Source organism: Microbacterium wangyouchuni (assembly GCF_051546305.1).
GTDB lineage: Bacteria > Actinomycetota > Actinomycetes > Actinomycetales > Microbacteriaceae > Microbacterium.
Genome location: NZ_JBPTMA010000003.1, coordinates 355,793 through 381,136, shown reverse-complemented (window position 1 = coordinate 381,136; position 25,344 = coordinate 355,793). Strand labels below are relative to the sequence as shown.

At 67.3% G+C, this 25,344-nt stretch carries 25 protein-coding genes; 5 read left to right on the top strand and 20 right to left on the bottom strand.

Going from position 1 to position 25,344, the window contains the following annotated elements; translation table 11 throughout:
* Window positions 1-15 precede the first annotated feature (15 nt).
* The 14 genes from ACSS7Z_RS08415 to ACSS7Z_RS08350 form a co-directional block, all read right to left on the bottom strand.
* Window positions 16-1,245, bottom strand: coding sequence for a cytochrome P450 (locus tag ACSS7Z_RS08415; protein WP_438254083.1), 1,230 nt, complete (start codon window positions 1,243-1,245; stop codon window positions 16-18).
* Between the two features lie 23 nt (window positions 1,246-1,268).
* Window positions 1,269-2,012, bottom strand: coding sequence for an SDR family NAD(P)-dependent oxidoreductase (locus ACSS7Z_RS08410; RefSeq protein ID WP_438254081.1), 744 nt, complete (start codon window positions 2,010-2,012; stop codon window positions 1,269-1,271).
* The gene (locus ACSS7Z_RS08405) at window positions 2,009-3,100 is read right to left on the bottom strand and encodes an acyl-CoA dehydrogenase family protein (RefSeq protein WP_438254080.1); all 1,092 of its coding nucleotides are present in this window, start codon (window positions 3,098-3,100) and stop codon (window positions 2,009-2,011) included. The genes ACSS7Z_RS08410 and ACSS7Z_RS08405 overlap by 4 nt, the downstream gene beginning before the upstream one ends.
* Window positions 3,101-3,106: 6 nt before the next feature.
* Window positions 3,107-4,294 (bottom strand): acyl-CoA dehydrogenase family protein, encoded by a 1,188-nt coding sequence (locus ACSS7Z_RS08400; RefSeq protein ID WP_438254079.1) that lies wholly within the window; start codon window positions 4,292-4,294, stop codon window positions 3,107-3,109.
* Between the two features lie 76 nt (window positions 4,295-4,370).
* Window positions 4,371-5,957 carry an ABC transporter substrate-binding protein gene (locus ACSS7Z_RS08395; protein ID WP_438254078.1) on the bottom strand — a complete coding sequence of 529 codons (1,587 nt, stop codon included), beginning with the start codon at window positions 5,955-5,957 and terminating at the stop codon, window positions 4,371-4,373.
* Window positions 5,958-6,079: 122 nt separating this feature from the next.
* A complete protein-coding gene (locus tag ACSS7Z_RS08390; protein WP_438254076.1) occupies window positions 6,080-7,660 on the bottom strand; it encodes an ABC transporter substrate-binding protein in 1,581 nt (526 codons plus the stop codon).
* Between the two features lie 90 nt (window positions 7,661-7,750).
* Entirely contained in the window at window positions 7,751-8,563 is an 813-nt protein-coding gene (locus tag ACSS7Z_RS08385; RefSeq protein WP_438254075.1) for an enoyl-CoA hydratase/isomerase family protein, read from the bottom strand.
* A complete protein-coding gene (locus ACSS7Z_RS08380; RefSeq protein ID WP_438254074.1) occupies window positions 8,560-9,348 on the bottom strand; it encodes an enoyl-CoA hydratase/isomerase family protein in 789 nt (262 codons plus the stop codon). Before ACSS7Z_RS08380 ends, ACSS7Z_RS08385 begins: the two co-directional genes overlap by 4 nt.
* Window positions 9,345-10,499 (bottom strand): acetyl-CoA acetyltransferase, encoded by a 1,155-nt coding sequence (locus ACSS7Z_RS08375; protein ID WP_438254072.1) that lies wholly within the window; start codon window positions 10,497-10,499, stop codon window positions 9,345-9,347. Before ACSS7Z_RS08375 ends, ACSS7Z_RS08380 begins: the two co-directional genes overlap by 4 nt.
* On the bottom strand, window positions 10,499-10,891 hold the full coding sequence (locus tag ACSS7Z_RS08370) for a Zn-ribbon domain-containing OB-fold protein (protein ID WP_438254071.1): 393 nt from the start codon (window positions 10,889-10,891) through the stop codon (window positions 10,499-10,501). Before ACSS7Z_RS08370 ends, ACSS7Z_RS08375 begins: the two co-directional genes overlap by 1 nt.
* Window positions 10,888-11,280 (bottom strand): MaoC/PaaZ C-terminal domain-containing protein, encoded by a 393-nt coding sequence (locus tag ACSS7Z_RS08365; protein WP_438254070.1) that lies wholly within the window; start codon window positions 11,278-11,280, stop codon window positions 10,888-10,890. Before ACSS7Z_RS08365 ends, ACSS7Z_RS08370 begins: the two co-directional genes overlap by 4 nt.
* Complete coding sequence (locus tag ACSS7Z_RS08360) at window positions 11,273-11,737, bottom strand: FAS1-like dehydratase domain-containing protein (RefSeq protein ID WP_438254069.1); 465 nt, start codon at window positions 11,735-11,737, stop codon at window positions 11,273-11,275. The genes ACSS7Z_RS08365 and ACSS7Z_RS08360 overlap by 8 nt, the downstream gene beginning before the upstream one ends.
* Entirely contained in the window at window positions 11,734-13,827 is a 2,094-nt protein-coding gene (locus tag ACSS7Z_RS08355; RefSeq protein ID WP_438254067.1) for an acetate--CoA ligase family protein, read from the bottom strand. The genes ACSS7Z_RS08360 and ACSS7Z_RS08355 overlap by 4 nt, the downstream gene beginning before the upstream one ends.
* Window positions 13,824-14,588 carry an SDR family NAD(P)-dependent oxidoreductase gene (locus tag ACSS7Z_RS08350; RefSeq protein WP_438254066.1) on the bottom strand — a complete coding sequence of 255 codons (765 nt, stop codon included), beginning with the start codon at window positions 14,586-14,588 and terminating at the stop codon, window positions 13,824-13,826. Before ACSS7Z_RS08350 ends, ACSS7Z_RS08355 begins: the two co-directional genes overlap by 4 nt.
* 191 nt (window positions 14,589-14,779) lie before the next feature.
* Here ACSS7Z_RS08350 and ACSS7Z_RS08345 point away from each other — a divergent pair, with 191 nt between their 5' ends.
* From ACSS7Z_RS08345 to ACSS7Z_RS08330, 4 genes are all read left to right on the top strand, one after another.
* Window positions 14,780-15,805 (top strand): acyl-CoA dehydrogenase family protein, encoded by a 1,026-nt coding sequence (locus tag ACSS7Z_RS08345; protein ID WP_438254065.1) that lies wholly within the window; start codon window positions 14,780-14,782, stop codon window positions 15,803-15,805.
* Window position 15,806: 1 nt separating this feature from the next.
* Window positions 15,807-16,943: an acyl-CoA dehydrogenase family protein gene (locus ACSS7Z_RS08340; protein WP_438254063.1), complete on the top strand. Its 1,137-nt coding sequence runs from the start codon at window positions 15,807-15,809 to the stop codon at window positions 16,941-16,943.
* 191 nt (window positions 16,944-17,134) lie between these two features.
* Window positions 17,135-17,575 carry an SDR family NAD(P)-dependent oxidoreductase gene (locus ACSS7Z_RS08335; RefSeq protein ID WP_438254062.1) on the top strand — a complete coding sequence of 147 codons (441 nt, stop codon included), beginning with the start codon at window positions 17,135-17,137 and terminating at the stop codon, window positions 17,573-17,575.
* A complete protein-coding gene (locus ACSS7Z_RS08330) occupies window positions 17,529-17,696 on the top strand; it encodes a hypothetical protein (RefSeq protein ID WP_438254291.1) in 168 nt (55 codons plus the stop codon). Before ACSS7Z_RS08335 ends, ACSS7Z_RS08330 begins: the two co-directional genes overlap by 47 nt.
* Before the next feature lie 3 nt (window positions 17,697-17,699).
* Here the strand turns inward: ACSS7Z_RS08330 and ACSS7Z_RS08325 are convergent, their stop codons facing one another.
* The 6 genes from ACSS7Z_RS08325 to ACSS7Z_RS08300 all read right to left on the bottom strand — a co-directional run bounded on the left by ACSS7Z_RS08325 (window position 17,700) and on the right by ACSS7Z_RS08300 (window position 23,900).
* A complete protein-coding gene (locus ACSS7Z_RS08325) occupies window positions 17,700-18,371 on the bottom strand; it encodes a PaaI family thioesterase (protein ID WP_438254061.1) in 672 nt (223 codons plus the stop codon).
* On the bottom strand, window positions 18,368-19,381 hold the full coding sequence (locus tag ACSS7Z_RS08320) for an ABC transporter ATP-binding protein (protein WP_438254059.1): 1,014 nt from the start codon (window positions 19,379-19,381) through the stop codon (window positions 18,368-18,370). The genes ACSS7Z_RS08325 and ACSS7Z_RS08320 overlap by 4 nt, the downstream gene beginning before the upstream one ends.
* On the bottom strand, window positions 19,378-20,499 hold the full coding sequence (locus tag ACSS7Z_RS08315) for an ABC transporter ATP-binding protein (protein ID WP_438254058.1): 1,122 nt from the start codon (window positions 20,497-20,499) through the stop codon (window positions 19,378-19,380). Before ACSS7Z_RS08315 ends, ACSS7Z_RS08320 begins: the two co-directional genes overlap by 4 nt.
* The gene (locus ACSS7Z_RS08310) at window positions 20,496-21,368 is read right to left on the bottom strand and encodes an ABC transporter permease (RefSeq protein ID WP_438254057.1); all 873 of its coding nucleotides are present in this window, start codon (window positions 21,366-21,368) and stop codon (window positions 20,496-20,498) included. The genes ACSS7Z_RS08315 and ACSS7Z_RS08310 overlap by 4 nt, the downstream gene beginning before the upstream one ends.
* Window positions 21,361-22,347 (bottom strand): ABC transporter permease, encoded by a 987-nt coding sequence (locus ACSS7Z_RS08305; protein ID WP_438254056.1) that lies wholly within the window; start codon window positions 22,345-22,347, stop codon window positions 21,361-21,363. The genes ACSS7Z_RS08310 and ACSS7Z_RS08305 overlap by 8 nt, the downstream gene beginning before the upstream one ends.
* A 167-nt stretch (window positions 22,348-22,514) precedes the next feature.
* The gene (locus ACSS7Z_RS08300; protein WP_438254054.1) at window positions 22,515-23,900 is read right to left on the bottom strand and encodes an MFS transporter; all 1,386 of its coding nucleotides are present in this window, start codon (window positions 23,898-23,900) and stop codon (window positions 22,515-22,517) included.
* Between the two features lie 72 nt (window positions 23,901-23,972).
* On the opposite strand from ACSS7Z_RS08300, the gene ACSS7Z_RS08295 reads away from it, so the two are divergent.
* The gene (locus ACSS7Z_RS08295; RefSeq protein WP_438254052.1) at window positions 23,973-25,328 is read left to right on the top strand and encodes an aldehyde dehydrogenase family protein; all 1,356 of its coding nucleotides are present in this window, start codon (window positions 23,973-23,975) and stop codon (window positions 25,326-25,328) included.
* Window positions 25,329-25,344 lie beyond the last annotated feature (16 nt).

The following is a 25,344-nucleotide window of genomic DNA, read 5'->3' as shown; positions in this document are numbered from 1 at the left end:
TTATCCTTCCGGTCCTCAGAACGTGATCGGCATCTTGTCGATGATGTACACGATCGTGTCCTCGCGGTACGGCAGTTCCTCCTGTGGCATAGCGAGTGCGATGCTCGGGAGGCGGCGGTACAGCGTCGAGTACACGACCTGCATCTCCACTCTGGCCAGGGACTGCCCTGCGCACTGGTGCGTGCCGAAACCGAAGGCGTTGTGGCGCCGTGCTTCCTTGCGCTCCAGGTCGAGGCGGTCAGGGTCCTCGAACATGTCGGGGTCACGCGAGGACTGGTGGTCGAGCGCGATCACACCCTCACCTGCGCGGATGAGCTGCCCGCCAACCTCCATGTCCTCCAGCGCGAGACGGCGCCGGCCGGTCTGCGTCGGAGCGATGTAGCGGAACATCTCCTCGGTGGCGTTGGCGATGAACTTCGCATCGTCGCTGCGCTCGATGATCATCGCCAGCTGGTCGGGGTTATTAAGCAGCGCGATCGTGCCGAACAGGATCATCGATGTCGAGGTGTCGTGCGCGGCCGAGACCAGGCCGACCACGGTGCCGACCAGCTCCTCGCGGGTCATCACACCACCGCCGACGCCCTCCTCAAGGAAATGCGAGATCACGTCGTCCTGCGGCTCTGCCTCCCGGTCTGCGACGAGCTTGTCCGCGTATGCGGTCAGCTCCTGCATCGCACGGGCTGTGTCCTCCTTGGTGGAGTGACTGGACGACATGGTCGATGCGAGGTTCAGGAACATCTCACGGTCCGCCGCGGGGATGCCGAACAGCACGCCGAGGATGAGTCCGGGCACCGGGATGCCGAAGTCCTCCACGAGGTCGGCCTCGCCGCCCCTTGCGATCATGTCGTCGATGCAGTCGTCGACGATCTTTTGGATGGCCGGGCGCAGTGCCTCCATCCGGGCAGCGGACAGGTGACGGGCCCAGAGCCTGCGGTAGGGCAGATGCTCGGGGTCGTCCATCTGCAGGAAGGAGCGCCGCTTGGACTGATAGCCGGCGTTCTTCAGCGGGAAGCCGGCGCGCGACTTGTCAGCGCTGAAGCGCTGGTCGGATGCGACCTGGCGGTACTCCTGGTACTTGGTCACGAGCCACGGCTCGCTGCCGTCCCAGATGCGGACGCGCCGGATGGGCGTGTCACTGCGCTGGATCTCGGCATAGATCGGAGGCGGCGCGAGCGGATCGTTCTTGGCGCGCTCCGTGGTCCACTCGGGGACCTGCTCGTCGATGGTCTGATCTGTGTGCGTCATTGCATTCCTCCTCAGCCCCCGCGCTAACGCGCGAGGGAACCGCCATCCACATACACATTCTGGCCGGTGACCCAGCCCGCCTCGTCGCTGGCCAGGAAGGCCACGACGTTGGCGATGTCCGATCCTTCTCCCAGGCGTCCGAGCGGCACCACCTCGGTGCGCCCGACCCGACGGTCGGTGCTGTCCTGATCGTTGCGCACCGGGTAGGCCATGAGCCCCGGGCCGACGGTGTTGACCCGGATGCCGCGTGCGGCGACCGCATTGGACAGGCCCTTGGTGAAGTTCGCCAGGCCTGCCTTCGTCGCGCCGTACGCGAGGTTGAGGGGCAGTCCGCGTTCGGCGCCCGTCGACGAGACGAACACGTACGAGGAACCCTCGCCCAGGTGCTCGAGCGTCGCCTTGACCAGGACGAAGGAGCCGGTGAGGTTGACTGCGAGGACTTCGTTCCATCCCTCGATCGTCTCCTCGTCGATCGTGCGTCCCTGGTGACTGATGCCCGTGGCGTTGACCACGATGTCCAGACCGCCCATAGCGGAGACCGCCTCGGCGACACCGTCGGCGACGCTCTGCGCGTCGGCGATGTCGATGACCGCAGACGACACGGATCCTTCAGCGGTCACCCCGGCGAGTGCCGATGCATTGCGATCAGCTGCGACCACCATCGCGCCCTCGGCGACCAGCTTGGTGACGATGGCGGCTCCGATGGATCCTGCTCCGCCGACCACGAGAGCACGCTTGCCCTCGAGACGTCCTGTTCCTGCGCTCACGCTGATACCGGCCAATCCACGAACTCATCGCGGAACTCACGCTCCGTCGCTTCGATCACGACATCGCCGAGGTCGGCGAGTCGACGCTGCTCCGCGCCCATCCGGCCGCGTTGGACGGCCGAGCGGTTGTGGAAGTGGTGGAGGTGATACTCCTTCATGAAGCCGATGCCGCCATGCAGCTGGTTGGCCACCTGTGTGGCGCGCACCCCCGCATCTCCGACGAACCATGCAGCCTCTGCGGCAAAGCGTTCGAATGGCAGCCCTTGCGACCCGCGCCATAGTGCGTGGTTGACCATGTTCGTCGCAGCCTCGGTGTCGATCGCCAGATTCGACAGGTGGTGCTGCACGGCCTGGAACTGCCCGATGAACTTGCCGAACTGTTCACGCTGACCGACGTGGGCGACGGTCATCTCGAGCACTCGGCGCATCACGCCGACGAGATCGGCCGCGCGCAGCAGCGCCAGCAGATGCCGGTTCGCACGCCAGTCGGCTGCGGAGACGAACGCCATCGGTTCGCCGAACTGTGCGCCGTCGAAATGCACGGCGCCGCTGCGCGACCCGTCCATCCCGCGCTGCGCCACGACGTTGACACCGGTGACACCCGGTCGGGTCGTCCACAGGCCGACGCCGTCACCGGCATCCGCAGCGACCACGATGAGCGACGCACCGTCTGCCCACTCGACGCCGCCCACCCCGCCGGTGAGCGCACCCGCGTCGCTACTGACCAGTCCCACGCCGTCGCAGACGACAGCGACACCGCCCTCGTCGAAGAGTCCGGAGACCTCACCTGCGGCGTCCCCGAGCAGTCGTTGCGCAGTCAGCGCCGCGGACGATGCTGCCGCGAAGGGGCCGGTGTGGGCCGCATGGCCGAGCTCGCTGAGGACCACGCCGAGTTCGACGAGGTTCTCACGCGGGTCGGCGCTAAGTTCACTGAGCCCTGCCTCACGCAGGGCCTCCTCCGCCCCCGTCGAGTACCGCTCTTCGGTCACCAGCACATCGCTGACGCCCTCGGCTGGCGCATGGGCCGACATGATCGAGCGCACCATGTCGCGCAGCGCGCGCTGCTCCTCGGAAAGAGAGAGATCCATCGGGTGCTACCTCCTGTTCCTTGGCAGACCGAGTCCGCGTTGGGCGATGATGTCGCGCTGCACCTCGTTGGTGCCTGCTGCGAAGCGGAAGACCGTCGACTCGCGGTAGGTGAGCTCCATCACCCCGTCCAGCGGCGTCTCCGGCTCGCCGAGGCCGATGACGCCCTCAGGCCCCATCATCGCCAGCGCTGCGCCGGTCAGTTCCTGCCCGTAGTCGGTGTTCCATACTTTGGCCATCGAGCCCTCGGCCAACGGCACCTCGCCGTTGGCGACCATGCCTGCGATACGCAGCGAGAACAGCCTCGCGACGTCGGCGTGAGCCGAGAGCCGTCCAATGCGAGCCCGCACCAGGGGGTTGTCGGCCGGCCTAGTGCCGTCGGGGCCGTCGGTCGTGGCCCAGTGAAGCACCTCGCCGAACTCACGAACGAGACGGTTGGCGGTCGGCGTGCGCTCGAACTGGAGCGCCATCGAGATGACCTTCCAGCCACCGTTCTCCTCGCCTACGCGGTTGGCGACGGGCACACGGACGTCGTCGTAGAAGACCTCGTTGGTGCGGTAGTCGGCGCCGGTGATCAGCGGCCTGACGGTGATACCGGGAGTGTCGATCGGCACGACGATGACGGTGACGCCGGCATGCCTGGAGTCGGGTGCTCCGGTGCGCACGGACAACCAGACGTGCGTGGCGTACTGTGCGGCGGTGGTGTAGATCTTCTGCCCGTTGATGACGTATTCGTCACCCTCGCGCACCGCACGTGTCTGCAGGTTCGCCAGGTCGGTGCCCGCGCCGGGCTCGGAGTATCCGAGGCAAAACTCGTACTCGCCGGAGAGGAGCTTGGGCAGGTACTCAGCCTTGTGCTCCCCGGATCCGATGCGCAGAATCGTGGGGCCGATCATTAGCACGCCGAGCAGCATGCTCGGCATCTGACGGCGACTCAACTCATCGAGCATCAACCACTGGCGGATGCCGGCCATACCACGCCCGCCGTATTCGACGGGCCATGAGATGCCTAGCCAGCCGTCCTGCCCGAGGCGCTCGATGAACCGCTTGCGCTCGGCCATCTCCTCCTCGCCCATCGCGTGGTCCGGGCCGACCAGCCCGGGATTCGAGTAGAACCCCTCCGAGACGAGGCTGTCCAGGTACGCCCGGAACTCCTCGAGGAACTCCCGGTCGGCCCTGTCGAGTGCGAAATCCATTCCTTCTCCTGTTCGGGTTGCACATCGTCGTGCGTCTGCCGGTCCGGGGCGGGAGGCCCGCCCCGGACCGTCTCGCCTACTGCTCGAGCCAGGCGTCGCCCATGTACATCATCAGCGAGCCCTTGAACGGGAACTCCTCGGTGCCGATGTGCAGCGAGTTCGAGTACGCGGTCGCCGAGGCGAAGGGCGCGGTCCAGAACAGTCTCTTGGTGTCCTTGACGATCTGCGCGACGTCTTGCCATGCCTGGTTGCGGTCCTCGAGTTCGACCTCGTCGCGCGCCCGTAGCAGTGCTTCATCGAGCTCAGCGTCGACCTGCTGTCCCCAGTTGAATGCGCCCGAGTACATGTAGCGCCACTGCGTGGGGTAGCCGGAGGAACCGATGATTCCGTAGAGCACGTCGTAGTCACCGGTCTGGGTGGCCTGCAGCCACGATGCGGCGTCCGTGATGCGGGTCTCCACATCCAGACCGATCTCGGTGAGCTGCTGCACGTAGTAGTTCGTCTCGTCGGTCGCACCCGGCGCGGAGAAGACGACCTTGTTCGTCCCGCCGTCCGCGATGTAGTCGGCCACGAGGCTCTTGGCCTTGTCGAGGTCGGGCTCCGGCGATGAGCCCTCAAGACACGTCGGGGCACCGCTCGCAAACGGCAGGCAGTCTCGGTTCTGGTCCCACAACGTACTGCCGGGGAAGACGATCGTGTTGGTCACGCTCGCGTCAGTCGCAAGACCGATGGCCTCGCGCACGCGTTCGTCGCTGCCCGGCTCTCGGGTCGCGTTCGGGATCAGCGCTTGGCCACCTCCTGGTGACAGCACGATCTCGATCGAGCCGTTGGACTCGGCCGCAGCCCAGCCGGTGCCGCCGAGCTGCGTGGTGTGGATGTCACCCGACATCAGCGCATCAGTACGGCCCTGCGTGTCAGGCAGCACGCGGAAGGTGACCGCGTCGAGGTAAGGTTTGCCGTCCTCCCAATAGTCGTCGTTACGCACGAGCTTGAGCTCGCTGTCACGCGTCCACGAGTCGAAGACGAATGGGCCTGCGCCGACCGGGTTCTCATTGAACGCGTCGGGATCGGCCAGCGCGGTCGGCGAACCGATCAGGCTGGCGGGCGACGAGGCGCTCAGCGCGAGCGGGAACGAACCGCTCGGTGCGTTCAGCGTGATCGTGACCTCGTACTCCCCGGTGACCTCCATGCTCGCCAGGTCGGAGAACAGCGACTTGGCGCCGCTCGTGGAGTCCGGAGCGACGTGTCGCTCCAGGTTGAAGAGCACCGCCTCGGCGTCGAGCGGAGTGCCGTCGGTGAACTGCACGCCATCGCGTAGCGTCAGCACCCAGGTCTTGCCGTCCTCGGTCTCCAGCGCTTCGGCCAGCTTCGGCTTGATCTCACCGGTGACGTCATCGCGATACATGAGCGTGTCCATCACCTGCGCGGCCCGCTCGATGCCCGTCCCCAGCGCCACGAGCCTGACCGGGTCAAAACCGGGCATCTCCGAGAGCGAACCGACCACGGCGGTCCCACCGGCCTGCGGTTCGCCGGCCGGCGTGCCGGGATCAGCGGACGTCTCGCCGCCTCCACCGCCGCCCGAGCACGCAGCAAGTGCGATTACGAGCGCGCCGACCACCACCACACTTGACGCGGTCTTCCTGACTTTGCGAAAAAACACCATCGTCTCCTCCCAATCACGCGACATCGCGTGGGTTTCCTGCCACCACCCCAGGGCGGGCCGGCGGATCTAGAATACAAGATATTTGATCAGATAGCGAGGGCTGGGCCGAGATTCCGTACTCGTCAGCCCTCGATCCAGGCATCCTGGAAGTAGACCATCAGCGTCCCTTGGAACGGGAACTCCTCAGATCCGAGGTGCACGCTCTTCTTGTACGCAGTTGCGGACGAGTACGGCGTCGTCCAGAAGAACGCCTGCTTCTCCGTGACGATCTCCGAGACCTCGCGCCACGCCGCGTTGCGTGCGTCGAGCTCGAGCTCATCGCGTGCCCGCTCGAGCGCCTCATCCATCTCCGGGTACACGACCTTGCCCCAGTGCACGCCCTGCGAGGACATGTACCGCCACACCGTCGGGTAACCGGCCGAGGCGGTGATGCCCCAGAGCACGTCATAGTCGCCGGAGATGCTCGCCGCCTGGAACGAGGCCACATCGGTGACCTGCATCGTCACGTCCAGCCCGATCTCGTCGAGCTGGCGCTGGTAGTACGACACCTCATCGGTCATCGCCGGTGCGACGAAGTCGACCGCGACCGAGCCGCCGTCAGCCACGTACTCGGCGATGAGCGCCTTCGCCTTCTCGAGGTCGGGAGTGGGCGCTGCACCCTCGACGCACGCCGGAGCGCCGGTCGGATACGGCAGGCAGTCGCGGTTGAGATCCCACAGGTCACTGCCGGGGAAGACGATGGCGTTGGCCACCGCGGCATCGGTCGCCAACCCGATCGCCTCGCGCACCCTGATGTCGTCGCCAGGCGCCTTCGTGGCGTTCGGCACGAGCACCTGCCCACCGACCGGACTGTTGACCACAGTCAGCGACGGGTTCGCTTCTGCGGCGGCCCAGCTCGTCCCCGTGATCTGGCTGACGTCGACGTCGCCGGACATCACCGCGTCGACGCGGCTCTGTGGATCAGGCAGCACGCGGAAGACGACCTCATCCAGGTGGGCGGGTTCGCCGTGGTACTGGTCGTTGCGCACGAGTGTGAGCTCGCTGTCGCGTGTCCAGGACTTGAAGATGAAGGGGCCGGCACCGACCGGATCCTCGTTGAACGCGTCAGGGTCGGCCAGTGCGGCGGGCGAGCCGATGAGGCTGGCCGGCGATGAGCTCGCCAGCGCGAGCGGGAAGGAGCCACTCGGCGCATTCAGGGTGATGGTGACCTCGTACTCCCCCGTCACTTCGATGTCGGTGACATCGGAGAGCATCGACTTGGCCGCACTCGTGGAGCCCTCCGCCATGTGCCGCTCGATATTGAACACGACCGCCTCCGCGTCAAGCGGATTGCCGTCGGTGAACTCGATGCCGTCACGCAGGGAGAGGACCCAGGTCGCACCGTCGTCGGACTCGAGCGACTCCGCCAGCTTCGGCTTAACCTCGCCGGTCGCGTCGTCGCGATACATGAGGGTGTCCATCACCTGGGCGGCGCGCTCGATGCCGGTGCCGACGGCGATGAGCTTGACCGGATCGAAACCGGGCATCTCCGACAGCGATGCGACCACGAGCGACCCACCGCTGCGGGGTTCGCCCACCTGCTCGCTGCCGCCCGACACGCTCCCGCCCGCCTCTCCGCCGGAGCACGCGGCGAGCGCGCAGACGAGGACGCCTGCGGCCAGCGCTGCGCTGAGTGATCGTCCGAAACCACGAGAGAACACCATCGTCATCTCCTCCTCGGCGCACCGTCGCGACCGTTCCTGATATTTTTGATCAACTACATTCGTGTGCTGCACCGCAGCACGTGCAACGGCTCAGCGGTCGGCGAAGTTCGGCCGGCGCTTCTGGGCGAATGCCGACGTCGCCTCGGTGTGGTCCTCCGAGAGGAACGTGACTGCTTCGGCCCACAGGCCGTACTCCAGCACGAGGTCGACCTGCTGTCGAACGATCCGGTTGAGCGTGGCCTTGGTGCCGCGCAGTGCCATGGGCGCGAGCCCCGCGAGCGTGGCGATGACGGCATCCGACTCCGTCTCCAGCTCGCCGTCCGGGACGACTTTGTAGACCAGCCCCCAGTCGGCCGCGAGTGCACCCGTCACGCGCTCTCCGGTGAGCAGGTGGTACCTGGCCCGGCCGAGGCCGGCCAGCAGCGGCCACATGACCGCGCCACCGTCGCCCGCCACGACGCCGATGTTCACATGCGTGTCTGCGAAGACCGCGGTCTCCGAGGCGATCACGACATCCGAGAAGAGTGCGATCGTCGCACCCAGTCCCATGGAGTAGCCGCGCACGGCGGCCACGATAGGCTGCTTCACCGCGAGCATGGCCTCGACGAGATCGCGTCCGCCCATCACATCCATCGCGCGCTGCGCGGGTGAGGGAGGCTGCGACGGCGGCACGAAGTCGCGCACGTCGGCGCCGGAACAGAACGATTGCCCGGCTCCGCGGAGCACCACGACGCGCACCTCTGGGTTGTCGTTCGCGATGGCCAGGGCCCCGTGGAACTCACGGTGCATGCGCCCCGTCACGGCATTATGCCGGTGCGGGCGGTTCAGCGTGATGGTCAGCACGCCGCCTTCGATCGCGGTGAGGACCGGAGACTCCTCCTGCTGCTCGGACTGCTCGGTCATGACTGGCCCTCCCCTTCCGTGTCGGTGGCGGCCAGGCGCGATGCCACGCGTTCGCGCGCCGCTGCTCGCGAAGGATCCGCGACAGCCAAATGCTGCAGCTCGACCTCGAGATCGAGCTGCTCCACGAGGCGGCGACGTCCGTCCGACCACATGAGTCGCTTGGTAAGGCCGTACGCACGGCCGGGCAGCGTCGCGAGCTCGCGCGCCTGCGCCATCGCCTCGGCGACGACATCGTCCGCGAGATGGTCCAGCAGCCCGAGGCTCTTCGCCTCATCCGCGTCGATGCGCCGGCCGGATGCGAGCCAGCGCAGAGCCGCAGCATCTCCCAGGACCCGCTGCGCGAGATAGCCGACACCGCTGTCCGGGATGAGTCCGATCGCTCCGAACGCGGGCACAAACAGCGCCCGCCCCGCCCCGATGCGCGCATCCGCGCCCAGCGCGATCGCCAGGCCGGCGCCAACCACGGGGCCGTTCACTGCTGCGATCACCGGCTTCTCCAGCGCCACCAGCGCCAGCACAAGAGGGTGGTAGGTGACCTGCAGCCCTTCGGTCGCGACGTCGCCTGTGCGTTGCTCGCGCAGGTCGGCGCCCGCGCAGAACCCCTTGCCCGCCCCAGTGATGACCACCGCGCGGACGTCATCGTGCGCCGCACGGTGCAGCGCCCTTGTCAGCTCACGGGATAGGGAGACCGACAGGGCATTGAGCGCCTCCGGTCGGTTGAGCGTGATCAGCAGCACCTCGTCGACCAGCTCGGTCAGCACGAGTTGCGAACCTGCATCGGTCATCGAGACACCCCCAGAATCGCGGTCGCCTGGCTGGAGAGCTGTCCGCCGTTGCCATGCGCCAGCGCGGTCTCCACGCCCGGCACCTGGCGTTCCCCCGCCTCACCGCGCAATTGCCGCACGGCCTCAATGATGGTGAAGATCCCGTACATTCCCGGATGGCAGAACGACAGGCCACCGCCGTTGGTGTTCACCGGTAGCGTACCGCCCGGCGCGATGCGACCGTCCGACACGAAGGCACCACCCTCGCCCTTCTCGCAGAAGCCCAGATCCTCCAGGAAGAGGATCGGGTTGATCGTGAACGCGTCGTAGAGCTGAAGCACGTCGATGTCGGTCGGCGTTAGGCCCGCCATCTCGAAGGCGCGACGCCCGGACTCGCGGGCCGCCGTCACGGTGAGATCGGGCATTTGCGAGATCGCCCGGTGCGTGTGCGCCTCGCCTGCGCCGAGCACGTGGATGGGGCGCTTGCGCCCCTCGTGCTCGCCGTCACGGGTCATGACCACTGCGCCACCACCGTCGGTAATCAGGCAGCAGTCGAGCGTGGTGAGCGGCTCGGCGACGGTGCGCGCGGCGAGCACGTCCTCGACCGTGAGCGGATCCCGCTTGAACGCCTTCGGATTCATCGCCGCCCACGCTCTGGCTGCGACCGCCACCTCGGCGAGCTGCTCCCTGGTCGTGCCGAACTCGTGCATGTGCCTGGCTGTGGCGAGTGCGTACCCGGTCACCGGGTGGATGGGCCTGGCCTGCGACTCATGATTCGGACGCTCCGGCGGGTACGGCACACGATCGGGCCTGCGCATGTCGGTGCGCTGCGTGCTGCCGTAGGCGATCACGGCGACATCGCACGCTCCCGCCTGCAACGCAAGCGCCGCGTGATGCACGTGACTGACGAAGGAGCTGCCGCCCACCATGGTGCCGTCGGAGTAGCGCGGCGCGATGCCGAGGTACTCGCCGACATCCAGATTCGCCATGACCCGGCCGGTCACTGCGGCGAAGAGGCCGTCGACCTCCGACTTGTCGATGCCCGCATCGGCGAGCGCGCCGACCACGGCCTCACCGATAAGGTCGAGCGGATAGCGGTCAGGGCCGACCTGACCCAGCTCGGATTCTGCGACGCCCCGGATCACCGTCGCGCCGCGCAGCGGGTGCGCCATCAGCTCTCCTGCCTCTTGAAAACGTACGCCGGATCGGCTCCGGCGGCATCCGGATCGATCTCGATCCTGCCCACCACAGCGTCGCCGATCGCCAGGTGGACGCCGTCTGCGACGCCCATCACCCGGAATCCCTCGGCCATGTCGACCAGCACGATCTGTCGGTCGTCGCCGCCGTGTGAGGGCAACACCGTCTGCGAGTACACGGCGCCCGCGCCGATGGCGCTGCACCACTCCAGCTCGGTCGACCCGCAGTGAGGACACAGCACCCGCGGGGAGAAGACAGCCTTCGCACAGGCGGTGCACGACTGGAACGGGAATTCCCCCCGCTCCTGGCGGTCGCGCAGCCCGCGCCACGGCGTAGGTTCGCTCACCAGGTGGTCTGCGGCGCTCATCGGCCCACCTCCGCGGTGGCGGTCAGCACGGGTCTGGCCGCGCTGTCCTCGACTGCGGCGGTCACCTCGAGCGCGATGCGCATGGTCTCGTCGCTCTCACCGTCCGCTTCGGATGCGGTGATCGTCAGGGTATCCCCCGGACGCACCTGCCCGGTGTACCTGACCGCGTAGCGGCGCAGTCGGAGGGGACCGACGTGCTCGGCCAGCGCGGTGCCGGTGAGCCCTGCGGTCAACAGCCCGTGGGCGATGACAGACCCCAAGCCTGCGCGGGTGGCGAACGTCTCATCGTGGTGCAGGGGGTTGAAGTCTCCCCCTGCACCCGCATAGCGGACGATGTCGGCACGACTGAGCGGACCAATGCTGCGCGAGAAGAGGGTGCGTTCAGTCATCGCCGTCCTCCTTCTTCACATCGAACTGCAGGATCGTCGATCGGGAGATCTGGACGAGCTCACCTTCGCAACGAAAGTCGGTGCGCACGGTAATGATCACCATCGGCCCGCGACCGCTCTGCTTCTGCTCGACCGATTCCACGGAGGTGGTGACCTCCAGTTCATCACCGACCGAGATCGGTGCGAGGTACTCCCACTCGTTGCCTCCGGCGAGCACGCCGCGCAGGTCAAGCTGCAGATCGGGCATCGCCCCCGGCACCGACCAGTGGGCGCTGGCGACGCTGAACGTCGGCGGAACGACTGGTGCGGGCAGTCCGGCAGCCTCGGCGGCTGCGCGGTCCACGAACAGCGGATCGCTCGCATACACCGCCCTGGCGAACTCGCGCGCCTTGCCCTCCTCGACCACGAAGCGGTACGGGACGCCGGCAGCGCCGACGAGGTGGGAGCGGTCGATCACGCCGCACCGCCGCGGTCGTCTTCGAAGACGATGAGCGCATCGGCCGCGACGGCTTTGCCGTCGTTCACGCGCACCGGGTTCACATCGAGCTCGGTGATGGACGGGTCGTCCACGGCGAGCTCACCGACGGCGACCGCGATGCGGGCGAGTTCGTCGAGCTCGGCCTCGTCCAGACCGCGCGCGGCGGTCTGGATCCGTCCGCCCAGCAGGCCGCGGATGATGCGCTTGGCCGTCTCGAACGAGAATGGCGCGTGCAGCAGCACGGCTGCGGCCATGATCTCCACCGTGACGCCTCCGAGTCCGACCGCGACGACCGGGCCGAAGACCGGATCCCGCTGCAGTCCGACGGTCATCTCCAGTCTTGCCGGGACCATCTCCTGCACGAGCACGCCTTCGATGCGAGCATCCGGCGCCTTCGCGGCGACCTCGGCAAGCATCTCCTCCATCGCCTGCGGGAGGTCGGCTGCGGTCAGCCCGAGGCGCACCGCGCCGTACTCGGTCTTGTGCTGGATGGCGTAGCTCATGGCCTTGATGGCTACGGGCACGCCGAGCTCCTTCGCGAAGGCGACCGCGGCGTCGGCATCCGCGACCATCCGTTCCCTGGTCACCGACACGCCGTAGGAGGACAGCAGCGTCTTGCCGTCGTGCTCAAGCAGCGAGCGCACGCCCGTCGAACGCTCGACGCGTCTGGGCGCACGGTCCTCGGCGGTGGCGGTGTCCAGCGGCGGTCCCTGCGAGTGCTTCGCCACGGCCGCCATCGAGCGCATCAGTCGCGCAGGGTCGAGGTAGATCGGCACGCCCGCAGCGTAGAACTTGTCCATGTACCCGGTGCAGAGCACGAACACGGGCTTCTCCGTGGAGCGGTAGATCTCGATCAGACGATCGTTGCCCGGGTAGTCGAGCGCCCAGGTGACCACGGCCATCGCGTCGTAGGCATCGATGTCGCGCACGGTCTCGAGCACATTGCCGAGCGTGTCGGGCGATGCCGTCACCTGCGCGGTGAGGTCGAAGGGGTTTTCGATGCTGCCATAGAACGGCTGCGGCATCTGTGCGGCGATGCTCTCGACCGCATCCGTGGGAGGCTGGGAGACCTTCAGCCCGTTGGATGCAGCGCCGTCGGTGAGCAGCACGCCTGCGCCACCCGACGCGGTGATGATGCTGACATCGCCCTTGGGCATGCGCCGGCCGTCCTGGAACGCAAGCCCCAGGTCGACGAGCTCCTCCATGGAGTGCACGACGTGGATGCCGTGCTGTTCGCACACGGCGTCCAGCACCGCAGCCGAGCCCGCGATCGAGGCGGTGTGGCTCATCGCGGCCCTGGCCGCTTCCTCGGTACGGCCGGTCTTCAGCAGCACGATCGGCTTGTCCAGTTCGCGGGCGCGACGGGCCGCGCGGATGAGGATTTCTGGCTTCTTCAGCGACTCGCTGAAGACGAGCACAGTGTTCACCTCGTCACGTTCGACGAGGTGCTCGACGGCCTCGGCGAGCACAACCCCCGCCTCGTTGCCTGTGCTGACGAAGTAGCCGAGGCGGATGCCCGCCCGCATCGACGCGGCGGTGATGAAGGAGGAGAAGCCGCCGCTCTGGGAGACCAGCGCGACCGGCCCGGGATCGGGGATCTTCGTGCCAGGCGGGATGGCGAAGTTCGCCATCACCCCGTCGTGGAGGTTCATGTACCCGATGCAGTTGGGACCGAGCAGGTGGACACCCGTGCGCTCGATGATCTCGTTCAGCGCCTGCTGCCTGGCGATGCCCTCTTCGCCAGCCTCGGAGAAGCCGGAGGTGAGCAGGGTGACTCCGCCCACCCCCTTGGCCGCGAGCTGCTCCACCGCAGGCACCGCCAACTCGGCTGGCACGGCGATGATCGCCATGTCGATGCCATCCGGCAGCGAGGTGATGTCGGCGTAGGCGCGGTGGCCGAGGAGTTCTTCGGCGCGGGGGTTGACGGGGTAGATGTCGCCGGTGAACATCGATGCGATGTTCGTGAGCATCTGGGTGCCGATGCGGCCCGGCTTGTCCGATGCGCCGATGATGGCGATCGAACGCGGTGACAGCAGCCTGGTCAGATCGGTCGTGTGTGCGGTGCTCATCGGACGAACATCCCTCCTCCGTCGACGGAGATGATCTGGCCTGTGATCAGACTCGACGCTTCGCCTGCCAGGAAGACGTACGTCGGTGCGAGCTCTTCGGGCTCGGCGTAGCGGCCGAGGATGGTCCTGCTGGGGTCGGCGCCGAACTTCGGGTCGGTCAGCACCTTGCGGGTCATATCAGTGACCGCCGCGGGTGCGACGGCATTGACGAGGATGTTGTATCGGCCCAGTTCGCGGGCGGCCGTGCGCACCAGGCCGAGGATGCCCGACTTGGCCGCAGCGTAGTTCACCTGCCCGATCGAGCCGTTCTGCGCGGTGGAGCTGCTGGTGAAGATCATCCGGCCCCTGCCGCGCTCGATCATCCCCTCAACGACCGCCTTGAGCCAGTAGAAGGAGGCGTTCAGATGCACGTCGACCACCTGATGCCACTGCTCGTAGGTCATCTTGCGGATCATGGCCGGGCGGGTGACGCCAGCATTGCTGACCAGCACGCCGATGGTGCCCAGCCGCTCCGCGATGTCTGCCGCCGCGGCGTTCACACTCTCGTGGTCGGCGACGTCGCAGCCGACGGCGATGGCAGTGCCACCCGCAGCCTCGATCTCCGTGACGACGGCGCGGGCCGCTTCGGCCTGTAGATCGACGACGGCGACCTTCGCGCCGCGTGCGGCGAACTCGAGGGCGACTGCACGGCCGATGCCTTGCGCGGCGCCTGTGACGACAACTACCTCTCCTGCGACGTCTTCGGTCGATGACGAACCCATCGGCAACTCCTTCGGTGCATGATGCGGGCACGAGCCCGGAACGCTTCCTGCACAGTCAATCCAACCAGCGTCGCCCTGTCAAGAGATTTGATCAAAAATATCAGATGCTAAGCTGATCAAAAATATTTGACACTTGCAAACGACGGAATTCCGTTGTTCAATCAAGAGCAACACCATGACGAAGGAGTCCCATGCGTGCGCTGTTAGACGAGACCCAGCAGGAGTTCCAGGGCGTCGCGCGAGAGATCGCGCAGAGCCTCGGCATCCAGAACCCGGCCGATCTGGACGGCCGATCATCCGGGTGGCCCACACTCGCATCCGCCGGGTTGTTGGAGTTGCGCGAGCGCACTGATGGAGAGCCCACAGCGGGCGGCGTCGAGATCGCCCTGCTGCTGCTCGAACTCGGGGCCGCGCTCGTGCCCGACCCCTTCCTCCCATCCGCGGTCGTCGCGGGAGACCTGCTGGCCAGGGCCGACGCCTCCGCCGAACTGCAGTCGGGCCTGGGCTCCGGCGAGATACTGATCGGCATCCTACTCACCGCCGACCTCACCGGATTCGGCTCCCCCGACGACGCAGACGCCGTCGTGTGGGGCGGCGCAGGCGAGGTCGGCCGCGTTCTCGCCGTTCGGCAAACCGATCAGGGCGCCGACCTCATGCTCGGCACATCCTCCGGTGCCCTCGCGCTGGATGCGATCTCTCTGACGAACACTCTGTGGCGCGCCGACATGATCGCCTGGGAGACGGTTGGCTCGCTCTCGCGCGACGACCTCGACCGCGCGCTCGCGCTCGCGCTGACTGGCCTGAGCGCGGACACCGTCGGCTCATCGAATGCTGCGCTGCGGGGCGTCGTGGAGTACTCGAAGCAGCGCATCGCCTACGGCGTGCACATCGGATCGTTCCAAACCATCCAGCACCTGGCCGCAGACACCCTCGTCGCGATCGCAGGTGTTCGCGCGGCGACGCTCTACGCGGCGTGGGCCATCGACGAACTCGAGGCCTCTGAAGCGCTCCTGGCCGCACGCACCGCGAAGGCGGCCGCCGCCCGGATGGGGCAGCGCACGGGCGAGGACGTCATGCAGATCTATGGCGGCATCGGACAGACTTGGGAGCACATTGCACACTTCCACGCCAGGCGCGCGATCTTCAACGCCGCCGTCCTCGGCGGCGAGGACAACCAGCTCGACGCCATCGCCGACGCCCGTCTGGGAGGAAACTGACATGGACTACCGCGACACAGCCGAAGAGACCGAGTACCGCGAGGAGCTGACCCGCTGGCTCGCCGCGAACGTGCCAGCGCGCCGCGCCGAGCCGCTCGACGACGAAGAGGCGGCCCAGGAGCGTATCGCCTGGCATCGCAAGCTCTACGAGGGCGGCTACATCGGCCAGTCGTGGCCGGTGGAGTGGGGCGGCAAGGGTCTCGGCCCCACGATGGACGCCATCCTCAACGAGGAGAACGGCAACGCCGAGGCCCCTGGGCTCCCCCCGATGGTGGGCTACATTGTGCGTTCGCTGATGATGTTCGGCAATGACGAGCAGCGCGAGCGGTTCATCCGCAGTTCGCTCAGCGGTGAGATCCAGTGGTGCCAGGGTTTCAGCGAGCCGGGCGCGGGTTCCGACCTCGCCGCGCTGACGACCAAGGCCGTGCGTGACGGTGACGAGTGGGTCATCAACGGGCACAAGATGTGGACCTCGTTCGGCCAGTGGGCCGACTGGTGCATGGTGCTGGCCCGCACCGATCCTGAGGCTCCGCCGCACAAGGGCATCTCCGCCTTCCTCGTCGATATGAAGGCCCCCGGGATCACCCTGAGCGAAATCGTCGTCGCCAGCGGCAGCCCCGAGACCAGCGAGGTCTTCTACGACGACGTGCGTGTACCCGCGGCCAACCTCATCGGCCAGGAGGGCGACGGCTGGAAGATCGCGATGACCACGGTCGCATACGAGCGCGGCCCGTCGGACATCGGCATGATTTCGGCGCTGCGCAAGCAGCTGGCGCACCTGGAGGCGCAGGCCAAGGCCTCCGGTCTCGCTGACGACCCGGCGGTCCGCCGCAAGCTCGCCCTCGCGCACGTCCGTGAGGAGCAGGTGCGACTGGTGGCGCTCGAGCAGCTCAGCTCGCGCGCCACGGGCAAGCCCGTGGGCGAGGAGGGCTCGATCGCGAAGATGCTGCAGACCGAGGCGTCTCAGGAGCTTGCCCACCTCGCCATGGGGCTCAACGGCGCCGCGGTGATCACCGGCGAGGCGGCCGATGTGACGGCCGACTATTTCCAGACGCGTCCGATGAGCGTGTACGGCGGGTCCTCGCAGATCCAGCGCAACATCATCTCCTCGCGGATGCTGGGCATGCCGCGGTCGTAGGAGGGTGAGCCAATAAAGAACAAGAACGGCCGCACTGCGGTGATCACCGGTGGCACATCGGGAATCGGACTCGGCATGGCCGAGGAGTTCCTGACTCGCGGTGCCAGCGAATGTCGCGGATGAGGACGATATGATCCGGCTGCGCCGGAGCGCTCTGTATCGGTTCGAATCCGTCGACATCCGCTGCGCGAATGCCGGGGTCGGTTCCAGGGAGCGTCCGATGCGGGAGCTGCCCTGTCGCCGAGTGGCGCTGGGTCATGGAGATCAACGCTCTCGGGGTCGTCGCCACGATCCAGGCATTCCCACCCGAAATGCTAGAGCGCGAGGATGGACACGTCGTGATCACCTCGTCCATACAGGGTGTGACTACCGGACGCGTCGGCCCCCGCCCAGCGAGCAAGGCCGGCTCGGCTGCCGTCGCGGAATCGCTCGCCACCGAGCTGCCTGTTGCCGAGCTACTGTCGATGGCAGATCGCACTCACCGGTTCCCGTGTGTGGAGTACACCGAACAGGACCGGCGGGCGCGTGAGGCGGCCCGCGCCAAGATCGCAGAAAACGGCGTGTCCGCCCGGACTGCTGGGCGAGATGGTGGCCGACGCAGTCGGAACCGACCTGTTCTGGATCGTTCCTGAACGCGGCTCGCTGGAGCGCGTCCTCTCCGGCACAGCCGCGATCGTCGGTGGCAGCGCACCGGCCACGGGCACCGGCGACGACCTGAGTCGGCACCCGACCCGGGCCGTTGGTGCGCACTGACGGTCAGTCCGCAGTGGGCCGCACCGCGATGAACAGCGCCTGCCCCACAGCGCACACCTCACCGGCGTGCGAGATGGTGCCACGCACCCGGATCTTGCGGCCGTCGATACTCTCGATTTCGGCGGCCAGTTCCAGCTCGGCACCGATCGGCGCACCGCGCCGGTAGTCGACCTCGATGCGCCCAGTCACCGCGGGCGTGCCGATACCTGCAACCAGCATCCCCATGATGTGGTCCAGCATGGTCGCCTGCGTGCCGCCGTGGACGAGTCCGGGCGGGCCGGTGAACGCGGGCCCGATGAGCACACGCCCGGCGAGCCTCCCGTTTTCCACGCGGATCCGCAGCGGCGGCATCATCGGGTTGAAGTCGCTGAGTTCGTCGCGCCCGTCGCCGAGTCGCCGCATCCGATCGACCACACGCCGGGTGGTTCGTGGGTCGTCGTAGTACCAGGGCACCTCGGATGCACGCACGTGGCGCTCCATCTCGGCGGTGAGTTCCTCGATGCGGGCCGCGATCCGCGCGGTGCGCGCGCTGGCTGGCAGTCGGATGACGCGGTCGCAGAGCGCGCGAACGGCAGTGGCCAACTCCTTCGCCGCCAGCAGCTCCGCGTCACCGACGTCCGGCTGCGCCTCCGCCTCCGTGGCTGAACCGACAGCACCGGGCAGCGGACCGCTCATGGCACAGACGTGGTCGACTCGGGCACGAGCGGGAAGTGGCAGGCGACCTCATGGGTGGTGCCGATGTCTCGCAGCACCGGCTCGACCTGAGCGCAGATCTCCTGCGCCATCGGGCACCTGGTGCGGAAGCGGCAGCCCGAAGGCGGGTCGATCGGCGACGGCGGGTCTCCGGTGATCGCCGCCTCCAGCATCGGGGCATCCGGGTCGGGGTCGGGGATCGAGTTCAGCAATGCCAGCGTGTACGGATGCGCGGGATCCGCATACAGCGAATCGGCGTCACCGATCTCCACGATCTTGCCCAGGTACATCACCATCACACGGTCGGAGATGTTCTTGACCACGGCAAGGTCGTGCGCGATGAACAGGATTGACAGGTCGAACCGCTCCTGCAGGTCCTCGAGCAGGTTCAGCACCGTCGCCCTCAACGAGACGTCGAGTGATGAGACGGGCTCATCGCAGACGAGGAGTTTGGCGCCGGCCATGAGCGCACGGGCGATCGCGACGCGCTGGCACTGACCGCCAGAGAGCTCGATCGGCTTGCGCTCGCCGAATTCATCGGGCTCCAGCCCGACGGCCCGGAGCATCTCATCGACCTTCTCCAGCCGCTCCTCCTTGGTGCCCCGCCCCCAGATCGTCAGCGGCTCCGCAACGATCTGCCTGACCGAGCGCCGGGGGTTCAGAGATGAGACCGGGTCCTGAAAGACCATCTGCAGCTCGGGCCGGAGCGCACGGAGGCGTCCGCCGGGAAGCGTCGTCAGCTCAGTGCCCTCGAAGCGCACCGAACCATGGTTCGGCCTCGGCAGCTGCAACACCGCACGGGCCATCGTCGACTTTCCGCAGCCGGACTCGCCGACGACGCCGACGGTCTCACCCGCGCCGAGCTCGAACGAGACGCCCGAGACAGCCTGCACCGTGCCTGCGGTGGTCGGGTACTCCACCACCATGTCGTTGACCACGAGGCGCGGCTCCTGCACGGTGACCTCATCCTTCTGCGTCTGCACCGACGTCATGATGCCCTCTCCTCGACGAGCGCCTCTGCCGCTTCGACCTGCACCTGCACGGCCTCCGCCTCCTGCTGCTCGGTCTCGGCGACGGCGCGGGCGTACTCCGGAGTGCCCACCGGGAACCAGCAGCGGTACAGGTGCCCGGCGTCGGTCTCGGAGGCCACCAGGGGTGGTTGCTCCGCGCGGCAGCGATCCTGCGCCGCTGGGCAGCGCGATGCGAACCGGCATCCCTGGGGCGGATCGGCGAGGTTGGGCGGATTGCCCGCGATGGCCTTTAGCCGGGTGTGGCTGGGCTGATCGCGGCGGGGCAGCGCATCCAGCAGCGCACGAGTGTACGGCATCTTCACGTTGTGGAAGAGCTCACGCGTCGGCGCGCTCTCGACGACCTGCCCGGCGTACATCACGATGATGCGATCGGTGCGCGTGGCCACGACGCCCAGGTCGTGGGTGACCAGCACCATGGCCATATTGCGCTCGCGCTGTTGCTTGGCCAACAGCTCCAGGATCTGCTGCTGCACGGTCACATCCAGCGCGGTCGTCGGCTCGTCGGCGAACAGCAGCCGCGGGTCTGCGGACAGCGCGATGGCGATGCCCACTCGCTGCCGCATGCCGCCAGACATCTGGTGCGGGTACACGTTCATGCGCCGAGATGGCTCGGGGATGCCGACGCTGCGCAGCAGCTCGATCGACTTTTCCCTCGCATCGGTCATCTTCATCCCCGGCCAGTGCCTGCGCACGGTCTCGACGAGCTGGTCGCCAATCTTCTTGACGGGGTTGAGCGAGGTCAGCGGGTCCTGGAGCACCATCGCGATCTCCTTGCCCCACAGTCGACGGACGACCTTGCGGGGCAGGGAGACGAGGTCTCTGTCGTCGTACATGACGCGACCGGTGCGGCGCACGCGGGCGCCTGGGGCGATCAGCCCCATGATCGATCGGGACAGCACCGACTTGCCCGAGCCGGACTCGCCGACGATGCCGACAGTCTCACCCCGGCGGAGGGTGAGACTGACGCCGTCCACCGCCGTGACCTCGGTGCGAGCGCCGATGAACGTCGTGGTGAGATCGTCGACCTCCAGCAGCAGATCGTCCGTCACCTCAAGCGGATCGGGTGTGGGCGTACTCACAGTGTCACCTCCGTGCGTCCGGGCGTGCGCCCGCGCAGATAGTCGCCGATGAAGTTGAACGACATGACCGTCACCAGCAGTGCGATGGACGGGAACGCCACGATGTGCGGCGCGTTGTACAGGGACTGCCTGCCCCCAGCGATCATGCTTCCCCAGCTGGATGCGGGCGGCTGAATGCCGAAGCCGAGGAAGCTCAGCGAGCCCTCGGCGACCATCACGACTGCGACCACCAGGAACGCGTAAGAGAGCACGCCTGGCAATACATTGGGCAGGATCTCCCGCCACAGGGTGCGCAGACGTCGCGAACCGAGCACCGTGGCCGCCATCACGAACTCCCGTTGCGACCACACCAGTGTGTTGGCGCGCGCGAGGCGCGTGAAAGTGGGCACCATGATCGCACCGAGCCCGAGGATGAGTATCTGCGCGCTGGGGCCGTAGACCGCCACGAGCACGATGATGAAGACCAGGGCGGGGAAGGCCAGGACGATGTCCACGACGATGCTGATGAGCGCGTCGACCCAGCCGCGGAAGTAGCCGGCGAGCAGACCGAGCGCCATACCGACCGTCATACCGAGGGCGACGGCGACGAAGCCGATCTGCAGCGACGCCTGCGCGCCCCAGACGATCCGCGAGAGGATGTCGCGGCCCAGCTGATCGGTGCCGAGCAGATGCCCGTCCATCGGGCCCGCGGCGATGTGCTCGTAGTCGGCGCTGTTCGGATCGGGCAGCGGCAGGATCGGAGCGAGGATCGCAGCGGACACCACCATCGATGCCCAGATGATCGCGACCCACACCACCACGGGCAGCCGGTTCGTCCGGCGGGTCTTGACCGGTGCGGCCTTGGCAGGCGCGGTCTTCACATCAGCCACGTCCGGACCTCACTCTCGGATCGAGGAGCAGATAGAGCAGGTCGATCAGGATGTTCACCACGACGTAGAACACCGCGATCACCGCGACGACGGCCTGGATGGTGACGTAGTCGCGTGCGTACACCGAGTCGACGAGCATCCGCCCGAGACCCGGCAGGGCGAACAGCGTCTCGATCACCACCGCAGAGCCGATCAGGCGCGCGGTGTTGATGCCGGCCAGCGTCACCAGCGAGAACGACGAAGGGCGGAAGACCTGGCGGAGCAGGATGTTCGACGCCGACATGCCCTTGGCTTGGGCGGCCAGCACGAAGTCCTCCTTCATCGTCGCCTGCATGTCGCCGCGCAGCAGGCGGAAGTACACGCCCGCCGGTTCGAGTGACAGCGCGAGCGCAGGCAACAACATTGTGAGCAGATTCGCGCCGATCCCCGCGGAGATAGGGACGAAGCCGGAGGCAGGCATCCACCCGAGGGTGACCGCGAAGATGAACACGAGGAAGAGACCGATGACGAAGTGCGGTGCGGAGATCGCCGCGAGCGAGGCCATGCTGCCCAGCCGGTCGATCCAGCCGTTGGGACGGTAGGTCGCGTAGACGGCCAGTGCGATGGCCGCGACCAGCGCGATGACCTGCACGAGGATCATCAGCTGAAGTGAGACGGGCACGCGCTGGAGGATCGCCTCGCCCACATCCTGCCCAGTGCGGTAGGAGATGCCGAAGTCACCCTGTAGCGCCGAGGTCAGCCACAGCCAGTACCGCACGATGACCGGCTCATCGAGGTTCAGATCAGCCCTGACTATGGCGAGCTGCTCCTCGGTCGCGTCGGTGCCGAGGATCACTCTGGCCGGGTCACCGGGGAGCAGGTCGAGCATGAGTGACACGAGGAACGTCACCGAGACCAGCACCACCACCAAGTGCGCGAGCTTGCGCCCCGCGAAGGACGCCCAGCGTGGCGGCGCCCAGGATCGACGGGTGTCTCGCACAGAGATCCTCGCCGTAGCCGGGGGACCTGATGGAGCCCGGCCGAGACCGGATCCAGATGCGGTTGTTTGACCGCTCATCGCCTTCACACCTCTCTGCGCCGTGGGCGTCGATATAGATATTTGATCATAGATATCGCCGAGTCACAAGCATCGATTCGGGGCACACGTCAGTCGCGTCCGGCCGGCGGGGTGCGATCTCGGGCGATGATGCCCGCGGGCACCACCGCGAGCGCCGCGACGCCAGTCATCACCAGGAACATCAGGGTGAAGCCGGCCTCGCCGCCGACGGCGAGCGCGGCGCCGCACACCTGGGCACCGAACGCCCCTCCGATGTTGCGCAGGTTCGTGTTCATGCCACTGACCGATCCGACCTCACCCTCTGGGACTGCCGAGACGATCACCGACATCAGATGCGAGTAGATCAGGCCGATGCCGAGCCCCATGAGCCCTGAGGCGACCATCACCATCACCGGCATCAGGTGCCAGGCGGCGAACGATGCGGCGCCCGCGACAGTGAGCAGCACACCGATCACGATGCTCGGGCGGGAGCCGGGCCACCGGTGCATGGCACCGGCCAGCAGGCTCACCAGCAGGAACATGACCGTCTGCGGCAGCAGGTAGAACGCAGTCTCGGTGATCGACGCGCTGAAGCCGAAGCCGCCGTCGCGCGGCGACTGCACATATGCGGGGATCGCGATCATGCCTGCGAAGAGCATGAAGCCGAAGAGAAAGGAGAGGGCATTGGCCCAGCCGACAGGCGTGCTCATCAGAATGCGGATGTCGATGATCGGCACCGTCACGCGCCGCTCGATGTATACCCAGACCAGCAGGGTGACCAGAGTCCCGACCATGAGCAGCACGGTCACCGGCGACCCCCACCCCCAGCCCCCACCCTGGGTGACGCAGAGCAGAAGCCCTGCGAGCCACACCGCCATAAGCGCCGCGCCGCCGATGTCTACCGAGCCTCTGCGCACCGGGCGATCCACGCATGGCACGAACACCCACACCAGCACCGTCGCGACGGCCACGACAACCGCCGCGATCAGGAAGACACCGCGCAGGCCCGCGGCATCCACCAGCGGTCCGACGGCCACGACAGCGATGGCACTGCCGATAGCGATCGTGGAGGAGACGAAACCGATGCCGGCGACCATGATCCGCTCCGGCAGGCGCTCCCGGAGCAGGCCGAACGCGAGCGGGAACATCGCCCCGGCAGCCCCCTGCACGATTCTGGCGACCAGCAGCAGGGTGAAGCTGTCGGCCAGCACAGCCAGGATCGTGCCGCACAGGAAGGTGACGATCACGATCCGCAGCACCCTTGCCCTGCCGAACATGTCACCGAGTCGACCGGCGATGGGCATGGCGATCGAGGAGGCCAGGAGGAATCCGGCCACCAACCAGGAGACCGCGCTCTGATCGACATCGAAGACAGTCCCGAGTGTGGGTAGGAGCGGGTTCAGGAAGGCCTGCATGAGCCCATGGCTGAAGGCTGCGGTCGAAAGGGTCGCCACCAGCGCCACCGCGTCTCTGCGCGCAGGAAGCGGCTCGGTCACGCGACCTCCAATTCCCGCCCTTTTGATTAAATATCAAGTATCATACCGTTACCAGCCCGCGAGAGGAATCCCATGGCCTACGCATCGACAAATCCGTACACCGGCGACGTGATCGCCCGTTTCCCAGACGCGACGGATGCGGAGGTCGTTGCCGCCGTCGATGCTGCCCACGCCGCATTCACCGGCTGGTCGCGCACGCCACTGCCCGAGCGGATCGCTCGATTGAACCGGGCGGCCGAACTGTTGCGCGAACGCGGCGATGAGCTGGCCCGGCTGCAGACCCTCGAGATGGGCATGACGATCGAGGCCTCCCGCATGCAGGCGTCGGTCGTAGCTCCGAGCATCCTGGAGTACTACACGGCCAATGCCGAGGAGTTCCTCCAACCGCACGATCTGGGCAGCGGCGCGAAGGTCGTCCGACAGCCCACCGGCATCGTCTTCGCAATCGAGCCCTGGAACGTGCCGTACTACCAGGCCATCCGCGCGGCGGCGCCCAACCTCATCGGCGGCAACGTTGTGATCCTCAAGCATGCGGGGATCGTGCCGCAGTGCGCCGCGGCGATCGAGCAGGTCTTCCGCGACGCAGGCCTGCCGGCAGGTGTCTTCACGAACGTGTACGCGAGCCACGAGCAGACCTCCCGGATCATCGCCGACGACCGGGTGCGCGGCGTTACCCTCACCGGCAGCGACACCGCCGGCCGCAAGGTGGCCGCCCAGGCCGCGGCAGCGGTCACCCCCAGTGTGCTGGAGCTCGGCGGATCCGACGCCATGGTCGTGCTCGACGACGCCGACCTCGACCACGCCGTGGGGCAGGCGCTCGGCCGCTTCCGTCTGTGCGGACAGACCTGCGTCTCCCCCAAGCGCATCATCGTGATCGAATCCGTGTACGAGGAGTTCCTGCGCCGCTACCGCGCCGCGTGCGAGTCGCTGGTGCCAGGCGATCCGTTCGACCCGGCCACCACGCTCGGCCCGCTCTCCTCGCAGGAACAGGCCGACACCGTCCGGGCGCAGATCCGCACGGCCGTCGAAGCCGGTGCGACCGCGATAGAGGTGGGCGATACCGTCCCCGAGACCGGCGCCTTCGTGCAGCCGACGATCCTCACCGGCGTCGACGAGGACAACCCGCTCTACGGCGAGGAGATCTTCGGCCCGGTGCCGATGGCGTTCTCCGCCGTCGATGACGACGACGCCGTGCGCCTGGCCAACGACACCAGGTACGGCCTGGGCGGCTCGGTCTTTGGCGCCGATACCGAACGCACCGAGCGGATCGCACTCAGCATCGACACCGGCATGGTCTGGATCAACCGCATCGCAGGCACCGATGCTCGGCTACCGTTCGGCGGCACCAAGCAGTCCGGCTACGGCACGGAGCTCGGCCGCGAGGGGCTGTACGCGTTCCTCAACAGCAAACTCGTCAACCGGCCGTGACCGCGGCGTGCGCCGT

Bases quoted from the DNA above. Each gene is read 5' to 3' on its own strand.
- ACSS7Z_RS08415 (WP_438254083.1), bottom strand. From the start codon at position 1,245: ATGACGCACACAGATCAGACCATCGACGAGCAGGTCCCCGAGTGGACC.
- ACSS7Z_RS08405 (WP_438254080.1), bottom strand. From the start codon at position 3,100: ATGGATCTCTCTCTTTCCGAGGAGCAGCGCGCGCTGCGCGACATGGTG.
- ACSS7Z_RS08400 (WP_438254079.1), bottom strand. From the start codon at position 4,294: ATGGATTTCGCACTCGACAGGGCCGACCGGGAGTTCCTCGAGGAGTTC.
- ACSS7Z_RS08395 (WP_438254078.1), bottom strand. From the start codon at position 5,957: ATGGTGTTTTTTCGCAAAGTCAGGAAGACCGCGTCAAGTGTGGTGGTG.
- ACSS7Z_RS08390 (WP_438254076.1), bottom strand. From the start codon at position 7,660: ATGGTGTTCTCTCGTGGTTTCGGACGATCACTCAGCGCAGCGCTGGCC.
- ACSS7Z_RS08385 (WP_438254075.1), bottom strand. From the start codon at position 8,563: ATGACCGAGCAGTCCGAGCAGCAGGAGGAGTCTCCGGTCCTCACCGCG.
- ACSS7Z_RS08380 (WP_438254074.1), bottom strand. From the start codon at position 9,348: ATGACCGATGCAGGTTCGCAACTCGTGCTGACCGAGCTGGTCGACGAG.
- ACSS7Z_RS08375 (WP_438254072.1), bottom strand. From the start codon at position 10,499: ATGGCGCACCCGCTGCGCGGCGCGACGGTGATCCGGGGCGTCGCAGAA.
- ACSS7Z_RS08370 (WP_438254071.1), bottom strand. From the start codon at position 10,891: ATGAGCGCCGCAGACCACCTGGTGAGCGAACCTACGCCGTGGCGCGGG.
- ACSS7Z_RS08365 (WP_438254070.1), bottom strand. From the start codon at position 11,280: ATGACTGAACGCACCCTCTTCTCGCGCAGCATTGGTCCGCTCAGTCGT.
- ACSS7Z_RS08355 (WP_438254067.1), bottom strand. From the start codon at position 13,827: ATGAGCACCGCACACACGACCGATCTGACCAGGCTGCTGTCACCGCGT.
- ACSS7Z_RS08350 (WP_438254066.1), bottom strand. From the start codon at position 14,588: ATGGGTTCGTCATCGACCGAAGACGTCGCAGGAGAGGTAGTTGTCGTC.
- ACSS7Z_RS08345 (WP_438254065.1), top strand. From the start codon at position 14,780: ATGCGTGCGCTGTTAGACGAGACCCAGCAGGAGTTCCAGGGCGTCGCG.
- ACSS7Z_RS08340 (WP_438254063.1), top strand. From the start codon at position 15,807: ATGGACTACCGCGACACAGCCGAAGAGACCGAGTACCGCGAGGAGCTG.
- ACSS7Z_RS08335 (WP_438254062.1), top strand. From the start codon at position 17,135: ATGCCGGGGTCGGTTCCAGGGAGCGTCCGATGCGGGAGCTGCCCTGTC.
- ACSS7Z_RS08330 (WP_438254291.1), top strand. From the start codon at position 17,529: ATGGTGGCCGACGCAGTCGGAACCGACCTGTTCTGGATCGTTCCTGAA.
- ACSS7Z_RS08325 (WP_438254061.1), bottom strand. From the start codon at position 18,371: ATGAGCGGTCCGCTGCCCGGTGCTGTCGGTTCAGCCACGGAGGCGGAG.
- ACSS7Z_RS08320 (WP_438254059.1), bottom strand. From the start codon at position 19,381: ATGACGTCGGTGCAGACGCAGAAGGATGAGGTCACCGTGCAGGAGCCG.
- ACSS7Z_RS08295 (WP_438254052.1), top strand. From the start codon at position 23,973: ATGGCCTACGCATCGACAAATCCGTACACCGGCGACGTGATCGCCCGT.